Origin of the sequence: Vibrio sp. 1F263 (assembly GCF_041439035.1) — a bacterium.
Taxonomy (GTDB): domain Bacteria; phylum Pseudomonadota; class Gammaproteobacteria; order Enterobacterales; family Vibrionaceae; genus Vibrio; species Vibrio tasmaniensis_A.
In genome coordinates, this window is the sequence record NZ_JBGONI010000012.1 from 69348 (window position 1) to 80013 (window position 10666).

Below are 10666 nucleotides of genomic sequence, written 5' to 3' on the forward strand. Positions count from 1 at the left end.
ATAATCCACACATTTGCTTCTAGGTCTTACTTCTTGCCTTCTGAAGCTTGCATTGCAAGAACCGTATCCAGCATTCGGTTCGCAAAGCCCCATTCATTGTCACACCACACCAGCATTTTCACTAAGGTGCCATTGCTCACTCGAGTTTGTGAACCATCAACGATTGCGCTATGGGGATCGTGATTAAAGTCGATGGAAACGAGCGGCGCTTCAGTATAGTCAACTATATTGTGTAATGTACACTGGGAAGCATTAACAATGGTTTGATTTACGTCATTAACTTTCACATTTGTATTAATTGTGACACTTAAATCCATCGCAGTGACGTTTACCGTCGGCACACGCACAGATATCGCTTCGAACTTGTTAGAAAATTTCGGGAAGATTCTTTCAATACCTTTATGCAATTTAGTGTCGACAGGAATGATAGATTGGCTTGCTGCTCGAGTACGACGCAAGTCGCTATGGTATGCATCAATAACTTGCTGATCATTCATTGAAGAGTGAATGGTCGTAATGGTACCTGACTCAATACCAAAGGCATCATCAAGTACTTTAATGATAGGGACAATACAGTTAGTGGTGCATGAACCATTGGAAACGATTCGGTGGTCAGCTTCGATAGTATCGTGATTTACACCATAGATAATGGTGTTATCAAGGTCGTTAGCACCAGGGTGTGAAAACAGTACCTTTTTAGCTCCAGCAGCGATGTGCGCTAGGCCATCATCTCGGCAACCGTAAACACCGGTACAATCGAGAACAATATCGACTTCAAGATCACGCCAAGGCAACAGTTCAATATCAGCCAGGTGTAAGATACGAATGGTATCAAACTCGCCTTTATCTTCAGCACCAATGCCATGATGAACATAAATGTGCTCTTGATCATTAGAGATTTTCTTGCCGAAGCGGCCGTGACTGGTGTCGTACTGTAATAGGTGAGCCATAGCGTCAGGCTGAGCAAGCTCATTGACAGCTACTACTTTGATTTGTTGGCTTTTGCCACTTTCATAGACAGCGCGTAATACATTACGCCCTATTCGTCCAAATCCGTTTATCGCGACTTTTAGCATAGTTCCGTACATCTAACCAAAATTTCGTGCAACAGATGATAACTGAATCCTACTCAAAGCGCATTAGTTGAATACTAAAGCTGTCATAACTTCAAAACTTTAAATATAAATAGACGCCACCAACCATAACGTTGATAGCGTTACTATTTATGTATAAGAGACAACAAGCTTGTTGCCATCAGCTTTATCGGAAGTAGCCCGTACTTTTAACTTGGGTTAGTTGATAGTGCACTTGGTGACTCACCAGTTCTTTCACTCATAAGATCAGCCACAAATTGAGCTCTTGAGCCCAAAATAATTTGCAGGCCACTTGAACCTACTTTTATGACCCCCATAGCACCTAGGTCTTTGATTCCTTGTTCATTCACAAGAGCCTGATCTTTAATCTGTAAACGCAATCTCGTAATACATGCTCCTATCGAAGTAATGTTAGCGGCACCACCAATCAAGATTGTGATTTCACTAGCTAAATCTTCATTGTCCAAAGTGATCGCCTTACTTTGAGTATCCTCACGTCCTACTGTTTTCAAATTGAACTTTCGAATAGCAAAACGGAAAACCGTGTAATAAATAGCGGCCATGGTTAGACCCCAAAGAATCACATTGATCCAGTTAGTTTTGAACCCATCCATCGCGGGAAGAACACCAAAAGACACGAAATCAATAATGCCGGCTGAGAAGGTTTTACCAATATGAACATCCAACGCATAAGTCACCGCGTAAGACACCCCTGCCATGATTGCAGAAAAAACATAAAGTAAAGGTGCGACAAAGATAAAAGCAAATTCAACGGGTTCTGTTATACCTGTAACAAACGAAGTAAGAGCAGCAGAGCCTAAAATACCTGCTGCAATTTTTTTATTTTTATCATTCGCTTCATGATACATAGCTAAACATGCAGCAGGGAAAGCAAACATGTAGATAGCAAAATTACCCGATAGGAATTTTCCTGCTTCTTGGTATTCACTGGTTGAGAACGTTTTTACTCCATCTTCAAGCATTTTAAACCAAATGGTATGATCGCCATTTACAATGGTCCCCGCGGCAGTTGTGTACTCACCGAAAGAAAACCAATAAGGGCTATAAAAAATATGATGGAGACCAACTGGAATTAAAGCTCGCTCCATAAATCCGTAGATGAAAGTTGATACGTACATGTTTCCGCCATTCGCCATATGCGATAGCGCGTCAATACCTGATTGAATATATGACCAAATATGGGGTAAAACTAAACCAATTAGGAATGCAGAAAACGCAGTCACAATCGGTACAAAGCGTTTACCGGCAAAGAAACCAAGGAAATCAGGCAGCTTAGTATCATAGAAACGTTGATACATAACGGCTGCGAGGATACCTGCAATGAGTCCGCCAAAGACACCTGTTTGCAATGAAGGAATACCCATCACCATTGCATAACGGCCACCTCCCATCGCCATCTCAGGTGTAATGCCGAGCGCCACCCCCATTGTCGCATTCATCACGACCATGGCGACAATCGCGGCTAAAGCGGCAATCCCTGACTCCTTAGTCAAACCAACCGCGGCTCCTACCGCAAACAGTAAGGCTAAGTTATCAAATATAACGCCACCAGCACGCATCATTAGGGGGATGTCGAGCTTAGCACCGAAGGCAAGTAATAACCCCGCTGCGGGTAATATAGATATGGGCAACATCAATGCTTTACCAATTAAGGAAAGCTTAGATAAGCCGCTTTTAAAACTATCTAGCATAATAAAGTCCTTTAATATCGTTAGAATACCAACGAACTTTATCAAGCTAATTGAATCTCAAGGTTACAAATAGCAAGTAGTTTGTAACCCGATTTTTACAATAGACCTAGGCTGAAAAATGTCGAAGGTACATAGTAATTTCTAGCTAGACATTTAAAGTCAAAAGAAGAACAAGAAGCTAACGAAACACCTCATTATTAATAGCATGTAGGTGTCCAATAAGTGTTTCCGCTGAAATGGAAGAGTCCATAAAGTAGCGATATAACTCGTTGGATACCGCATTCTGAAGAACAGGGTTAACAGCCATTGAATCGGTCAAACTTGGCATAGCTGTACCTTCAGAACTCGCATGAATGTAATCTTGATAAGATTGCTGTTGGCATCGTGATAATTCATTCACAGGTATATTTGCTTGAGCAGGTATTGAACCTTTCTTTTTACTGAAATCTAAAAGAAATTGGGGAGAAGATAACGAGGTCATTACCGATACCATATTATGATCTTCACCCGTTACTTTTGTAAAAAATGCCAAGCTATCAACATTGTAGATAAAACCTTTTTCCGTAGAAGGGAACGCTCGACATTCTATGTAATCTGGAATTTCACCTTCTGCACTAATAAACATCTCTCCCAGAGCCCAATCACCTGTAAATTGAAAGGCAAACTCCCCTTCAAGCAAAGATTTGGTCCCCTGATCCCAACTAATACTCGGTAAATCACTACCGACAATATTAGCCAGAGAGCGAAAGCGCTTAAGCGCCTCAAGTGTTTTATCGCTATTTAATGCGTCAGGGTCTAAATCCACAAATGCCTGTCGATAATAATTTGCTCCACCTACTCCGAATGCAATATTTTCAAAAACTTGCACAATTTGCCAAGAGTCTTCTCCCAAAGCCAAAGGATTAACCCCCTTACTTTTCAGCGTAGTTAATGCTAACAGTAACGAGTCCCACGTTTGAGGTGATGAAAGTTGATGCTGATTTAGTACCTTTTTATTTATCCACATCCAATTTAATCGATGGATATTCAAAGGTATGGCGACAAAATTCCCGTCATATTGGTGAATGGCTTTAATATCAGGATACAGCGACTGATCCCACCTCTGCGATTCTGCGACTTCATTGACATCATTTAAAAAACCTAACGCCGCCCATGACTGAATAGCCGGACCTTCCATAAGAGCAATATCAGGGGAATACCCGGCAATCGCTCTGGCTTGAAGAATCGCTTTGGCAGGTGCACCACCACCGCCACTGATTGGTTCACTTTTTAATGTATAAGGCAGAGATTCAAATTGCTTCTCGATGACCGACCACGCTTTTTCTTCTCCAGCAGCCGTCCACCAATGCAGCATTTCAACAGAGGGGGAAGAAAACGCGGGGTTCGTCGATAACAAAAGACTTAACAGTAACCATTTTTTCATAGAGCATTCACCAAAATAATGTCCACCTCAAGCCCACCTTCTGGTGAATTAGATAACTGAACGTCCCCACCGTGTGCCCTTGTGATACTACGAGCAATTGCTAGTCCCAAACCTGAACCTTCAATGCCTGTGTCATTGTCTCTAAAGTAAGGTTCAAAGACTTTTTCTAACATATCTTCTTTGATTCCTTTTCCTGCATCACGCAGTACGATTTGAATAGAATCAGAGTGAGAAAACATACTGATGTCGACCGTATTTCCATATTTAACGCCATTATCAACCAAGTTGAATAAACAACGTTTGATTGCTAGTGGCTTGCCATAAAGCTCAATCCTTGGCAGATCTATCAGGCTTACGCATACTCCATTTTTGTTATGAACGGCAGCGCATTGGTCAAGGATATCGTTAATATCAATCCACTCTAACTCTTCGTGGATGTCATTATCTCGCATATATTGCAAAGCCCCGTTCAACATCATATCGACTTCGTTCAATAGCTTTTCAAACCTTAATTTTGTTTGCTCATCATCCATCATTTCAGTTCGTAACTTTAAACAGGCTAATGGTGTTTTAATATCATGGGATATCGCATTAAAAAACATATCTCTATCCCGCAAATACGATTTGATTCGACGGTTCATTTTGTTGAAAGCATGAATAGCCGCTCTGGTTTCTGAACTGCCTTCTTCTTTGATTTCTTCAATCTGCATTTGCGACCCCATAAGAGTGGCAGAGCGTGCTAAAGAACGAAAAGGACGAATTTCCTTCTGTAAGACAACATAAGAAACACCCATAAGCATGAAGGTAACAATAAGGAGAAATATGACTTGTCTGCTATCAATGAAATTATCGGTCAGACTATCAAAAGACAGCGGTAGAACGGTGGCTAAATAAAGCCATTCATTCTCTGAAAACTCCACCTGAATCACAGCAATAGGCAAATCCAATTTACCTAATACCAAACTGTAGTCTTTCCACAACGCCGGAAGTTCATAAAGCTTGATACCAGAGTTAAACACCCGTAAATCTTCTCGCTTAGTTAAAGTGACATGTACTTTGCGTGAATCTCTAAGTTGCTGATTCAAAAGTTCAGACGCTTGTACTTCCATCTGAGGAACCAATGAGTAATCAGATAAAGAAGTGATAGGAAGTTTATGGTTATTTATGGATATGAAAAACCTTGTTCCTCCTATATTTCGTAGCTGTTCCAACACCAAGTGACGGTAATTAATGGGTAAGCCAGAGAAGTAATTAATAGTATCTGCTGCAGCTGATGATATAGCTGTCATGGCGTGGCTAGCTGACTCTTTTTTTGATGCTGATGTTGCTGTAAACCATACCGCACCTGCCAGTATTTCAGCCATGAGAATAACCATGAACATAGACAAGGTGATACGAGCAACCATTGATTGAAGTATGTTTTTTTTCAAAATTTAATACGACTAATATGTGAATCGATCACTAACATGTAGCCGCGATGCCTTACCGTCATAATCGTGTTGCGGTCATCGTCTCTTAATTGCTTTCTTAACCGGCTAATTTGTACATCAATACCTCTCTCTAGTGGCTCCGCATCCCTTCCCCAAAGCGCTTGAGCAATATCATTTCGGCTTAGTAGTTGGTTGGGAGAATCCAACATAAGCGTAAGCAAGTTATAATCAGCACTAGAAAGTGAAACCACTTCACCATCTTCATGTTTCAATTGTCGTTTAAGAGTGTCAAACGTCCAATCCATAAATTTCAGAGTCCGCTCACCTTGAGTATGGCTAAACGTGGAACGTCTCAATAAAGCTTTAATTCTGGCTAATAGCTCTCGCGGGTTAAATGACTTAGTAATATAGTCATCGGCTCCAATTTCTAATCCTGCGATTCGATCAGCATCGTCGGTTACTGCGGTGAGCATAATAATGGGAACTTGAGATTGAAGACGTAGTTTCTGGCACAAGGTCAAACCATCATCTCCGGGTAGCATGATGTCTAAAATAATGAGATCTGGAGTGACAGTTTCAAGCTTCTTCCACATCTCATTGCCTTCAAGAGCTGTGATAACCGTAAAGCTTGAACGTTCCAGATATTCACTAAGAGCATCAAGAATGTCCTGACTATCATCGACCACCAAGATTACTTTGTTTGTCATGCTAGACCTTTCATATGAAAACAACGCGCCAACATTCTCTTACTTCGTTATATCTTTCAAGAATATTAATAACGAAATGCGCTCAAACTCCGCAATGTAAGCTGTTCGTTACAAATGACTCTATGCACAGTTAACTCTATTGCTAAATACCTAAACAAGTACTGAGTGCAGGAGTAGGTAACATTTCCTCACTAAATCAATTAAGCGACATACCTCGACAAAATGAATTTATAAATCTAGCGAATGTAATAGCTATTATGCAATGATATCTAAATGAGTCTGACCTAATTCTACGGCTGTTTCTAACCTAGTTTTCTCAACCAAAGGAAAAGGTTATGTCTGGATTTCCAGCGACTCATTTTTGTAAAACGTGCAATAAAGAAACGCCACATAGTGAAGTTCTTGTTCGCCAAACAAGCAGCTATGATACCGACAAAACTTTGTTAGGAAGAATAAAGCTGTTTGCTAATTCAATTATCAATGGTGGTCATTACTACAACATGGATCGTTACGTTGAATGTAAGGTCTGTGGGACTAGAGAACTTGATAATTGGGGAAATGAATTCGAGTAACTCATGTTTCTGAAAGCCAAATAAAAAACCGAGCCAGTGGCTCGGTTTTTTTCTATTCGCGTTACAACGAATGATTAAGCAAGAAGCTCTTTTGCAGTGTTTACTACGTTTTCAGTAGTGAAACCGAACATCTTGAATAGCTCGCCTGCTGGTGCAGATTCGCCGAACGTTGTCATGCCGATGATCTTGCCACCGAAGCCAACGTATTTGTACCAGAAGTCAGCGATACCAGCTTCTACTGCGATACGTGCTGTAACGTCAGATGGAAGTACAGACTCGCGGTATTCTGCGTCTTGCTTGTCGAATGCGTCAGTAGCAGGCATAGATACTACGCGTACTTTCTTGCCTTCAGTTGTTAGTTCAGCAGCAGCGCTAACCGCTAGCTCAACTTCAGAACCAGTTGCGATAAGGATAAGCTCTGGTTTGCCTTCACAATCTTTCAGGATGTAACCACCCTTAGCGATGTTTGCCACTTGCTCTGCGTCACGGTCTTGCTGTGCAAGGTTCTGACGAGAGAAGATAAGTGCAGAAGGACCATCTTTGCGTTCGATTGCCAGTTTCCAAGCAACAGCAGACTCAACTTGGTCACATGGGCGCCATGTGCTCATGTTTGGAGTCAGACGTAGAGAAGCGATCTGCTCAACCGGTTGGTGAGTAGGACCATCTTCGCCAAGACCGATAGAGTCATGCGTGTAAACTTGAATGTTCTGAACTTTCATCAGAGCAGCCATACGCATCGCGTTACGCGCGTATTCCATGAACATTAGGAATGTTGCGCCGTATGGTACGAAACCACCGTGCAGAGCGATACCGTTCATGATTGCAGTCATACCGAATTCACGTACACCGTAGTGGATGTAGTTACCTGAGAAGTCGTTCGCTTCAAGCGACTTAGAACCAGACCACATAGTCAGGTTAGAAGGCGCAAGGTCAGCAGAGCCGCCCATGAATTCAGGTAGCATAGCACCAAACGCTTCTAGTGCGTTTTGAGATGCTTTACGTGATGCGATGTTTGCTGGGTTAGCTTGAAGATCAGCAATGATTGCGTTTGCTTTCTCTTCCCACTCAGCTGGAAGATCGCCGTTAGTACGACGTTTGAATTCAGCTGCTAGCTCAGGGTGAGCCGCTGCGTATGCGTCAAACTTAGCATTCCACGCTGCTTCTTTCGCTGCGCCTGCTTCTTTCGCATTCCACTCAGCTGCGATATCAGCTGGAATTTCGAAAGGACCGTGTTCCCAACCAAGTGCCGCTTTAGTTGCTGTGATTTCATCAGCGCCTAGTGGAGCACCGTGACAGTCGTGCGTACCTGCTTTATTTGGTGAACCAAAACCGATAATAGTCTTAGTACAGATAAGCGTAGGACGAGGATCCGCTTTAGCCGCTTCGATAGCCGCATTGATAGCGTCAGCATCGTGACCATCAACGGCTGGGATTACGTGCCAGCCGTAAGCTTCAAAACGCTTAGGTGTATCGTCAGAGAACCAACCTTCAACTTCGCCATCGATAGAGATGCCGTTGTCATCCCAGAAAGCAACCAGCTTACCAAGACCTAGCGTACCTGCTAGAGAACATGCTTCGTGAGAAATGCCTTCCATCAGACAACCATCACCCATGAACGCATAAGTGAAGTGATCGACGATGTCGTGGCCTTCTTTGTTGAACTGTGCAGCCAATGATTTTTCAGCCATCGCCATACCAACAGCGTTGGTGATGCCTTGACCCAGAGGACCAGTCGTTGTCTCGATACCAGGAGCGTAACCGTACTCTGGGTGACCTGGAGTCTTAGAGTGCAGTTGACGGAAGTTTTTTAGGTCTTCAATTGAAAGCTCGTAACCTGCTAAGTGAAGCAGAGAGTAAATCAGCATAGAACCATGACCGTTAGACAGGATAAAACGGTCACGGTCAGCCCACTCTGGGTTTGATGGGTTATGGTTCAAGTGGCCACGCCAAAGAACTTCAGCGATGTCAGCCATACCCATAGGTGCGCCTGGGTGGCCTGAGTTTGCTTGTTGAACACCGTCCATGCTAAGTGCGCGGATTGCATTGGCTAGATCTTTACGAGAAGGCATGTCTGCTCCTGGATACATAAGCGATTTAAAAAAGAGATAGATGCTAAAGTTTTCATTTTTATTAGCGCGGGTATTCTCTCAAACGACTATAGCGACTGCAAACGTTTTACTGGCACTTTAACGGTCATTTTCCGCAATTTTCGATCATTTACACCACTTAACAATGGCTTCCCCCTACCAACACGCAAACGTTTAGTTATGACATATCCTAAAAAAGAGCTTGTAATTCGACCGTTGGAATTTAAAATAGCCGTCTAGATGTAGAAACACCTACAAAATATACTGTATTGAATGGCGGCGCTTCCTCGATTGCGACGGCATAAATTATTTGCATTTAACTATTTGCAACTAAAAACTAAACTAAAAGTGGAGCTCTCATGGCTAAGCACCTATTCACTTCTGAATCTGTTTCAGAAGGCCATCCAGATAAAATTGCAGACCAAATCTCAGATGCTGTTCTTGATGCCATCATTGAACAAGATCCAAAAGCACGTGTTGCTTGTGAGACTTACGTAAAAACCGGCATGGTTATGGTTGGCGGTGAAGTAACCACGTCTGCATGGGTTGATATCGAAGAAATCACTCGTGAAACAGTTCGTGAAATTGGTTACGTTCATTCTGATATGGGCTTTGACGCTGACTCTTGTGCAGTACTAAACACAATTGGTAAGCAGTCTCCAGACATCAACCAAGGTGTTGATAAAGCCGATCCTAAAGATCAAGGCGCAGGCGACCAAGGTATCATGTTTGGTTACGCGACTAACGAAACACCAATCCTAATGCCAGCTCCAATTACTTACTCTCACCTTCTTGTTAAGAAGCAAGCTGAAGTACGTAAGAGCGGCAAGCTTGACTTCCTTCGCCCAGATGCGAAATCTCAAGTAACGTTCCAATACGACCAAGGTAAGATCGTTGGTATCGACGCTGTTGTTCTTTCAACTCAACACTGTGATTCAGTAACAACACCTGACCTACGTGAAGCGGTAATGGAAGAAATCATCAAGCCAGTACTTCCTGCTGAGTGGATCAACAAAGACACTAACTTCTTCATCAACCCAACAGGCCGTTTCGTAATCGGTGGCCCAATGGGTGACTGTGGTCTAACAGGTCGTAAGATCATCGTTGATACCTACGGCGGCGCAGCTCGTCACGGTGGCGGTGCATTCTCTGGTAAAGATCCATCAAAAGTTGACCGTTCTGCAGCTTACGCAGCTCGTTACGTTGCGAAAAACATCGTTGCTGCTGGCATGGCTGACCGTTGTGAGATTCAACTGTCTTACGCTATCGGTGTTGCAGATCCAACATCTATCATGGTTGAAACGTTTGGTACTGAGAAAGTAGCGCACGAAATCATCATTGAAGCAGTTCGTCAAAACTTCGACCTACGTCCATACGGTCTTCAAGAGATGCTCAACCTTCTTCAACCTATCTACAAGCAGACTGCTGCATACGGCCACTTCGGTCGCGAAGAGTTCCCTTGGGAAGCAACTGACAAAGCAGCTACCCTTGCGGACTTCGCAGGCCTGTAAGCATTACGCAACACGCTTAGCTGAAACGTAATTTTAAAAGCCTCTGTTCTCAGAGGCTTTTTTCTTTCTATTCTTCTATTCTTCTATTCTTCTATTCTTCTATTCTTCTATTCTTCTATTCTTCTATTGT

Annotated in this window: 8 protein-coding genes; 2 read left to right on the forward strand and 6 right to left on the reverse strand. The window is 42.7% G+C overall.

Annotated elements, in window-relative coordinates; all coding sequences use genetic code 11:
- Nucleotides 1-26: 26 nt before the first annotated feature.
- The 5 genes from epd to ACED25_RS10520 all read right to left on the reverse strand — a co-directional run bounded on the left by epd (nucleotide 27) and on the right by ACED25_RS10520 (nucleotide 6366).
- On the reverse strand, nucleotides 27-1076 hold the full coding sequence (gene epd / locus ACED25_RS10500; RefSeq protein WP_029222970.1) for an erythrose-4-phosphate dehydrogenase: 1050 nt from the start codon (nucleotides 1074-1076) through the stop codon (nucleotides 27-29).
- A 206-nt stretch (nucleotides 1077-1282) separates the two neighbouring features.
- Nucleotides 1283-2806 carry a PTS transporter subunit EIIC gene (locus ACED25_RS10505; RefSeq protein WP_029222971.1) on the reverse strand — a complete coding sequence of 508 codons (1524 nt, stop codon included), beginning with the start codon at nucleotides 2804-2806 and terminating at the stop codon, nucleotides 1283-1285.
- 178 nt (nucleotides 2807-2984) lie between these two features.
- On the reverse strand, nucleotides 2985-4229 hold the full coding sequence (locus tag ACED25_RS10510) for an ABC transporter substrate-binding protein (protein WP_012604805.1): 1245 nt from the start codon (nucleotides 4227-4229) through the stop codon (nucleotides 2985-2987).
- Nucleotides 4226-5659, reverse strand: coding sequence for an ATP-binding protein (locus ACED25_RS10515; protein WP_371695226.1), 1434 nt, complete (start codon nucleotides 5657-5659; stop codon nucleotides 4226-4228). The genes ACED25_RS10510 and ACED25_RS10515 overlap by 4 nt, the downstream gene beginning before the upstream one ends.
- Nucleotides 5656-6366, reverse strand: coding sequence for a response regulator (locus ACED25_RS10520; protein WP_371695227.1), 711 nt, complete (start codon nucleotides 6364-6366; stop codon nucleotides 5656-5658). Before ACED25_RS10520 ends, ACED25_RS10515 begins: the two co-directional genes overlap by 4 nt.
- Nucleotides 6367-6701: 335 nt before the next feature.
- Here ACED25_RS10520 and ACED25_RS10525 point away from each other — a divergent pair, with 335 nt between their 5' ends.
- Nucleotides 6702-6938 carry a hypothetical protein gene (locus tag ACED25_RS10525; RefSeq protein WP_012604808.1) on the forward strand — a complete coding sequence of 79 codons (237 nt, stop codon included), beginning with the start codon at nucleotides 6702-6704 and terminating at the stop codon, nucleotides 6936-6938.
- A gap of 74 nt (nucleotides 6939-7012) precedes the next feature.
- Here the strand turns inward: ACED25_RS10525 and tkt are convergent, their stop codons facing one another.
- Nucleotides 7013-9007, reverse strand: coding sequence for a transketolase (gene tkt, locus ACED25_RS10530; protein ID WP_371695228.1), 1995 nt, complete (start codon nucleotides 9005-9007; stop codon nucleotides 7013-7015).
- 377 nt (nucleotides 9008-9384) lie between these two features.
- Between tkt and metK the strand changes: the two genes are divergently transcribed.
- A complete protein-coding gene (metK, locus tag ACED25_RS10535) occupies nucleotides 9385-10536 on the forward strand; it encodes a methionine adenosyltransferase (RefSeq protein WP_371695229.1) in 1152 nt (383 codons plus the stop codon).
- Nucleotides 10537-10666 lie beyond the last annotated feature (130 nt).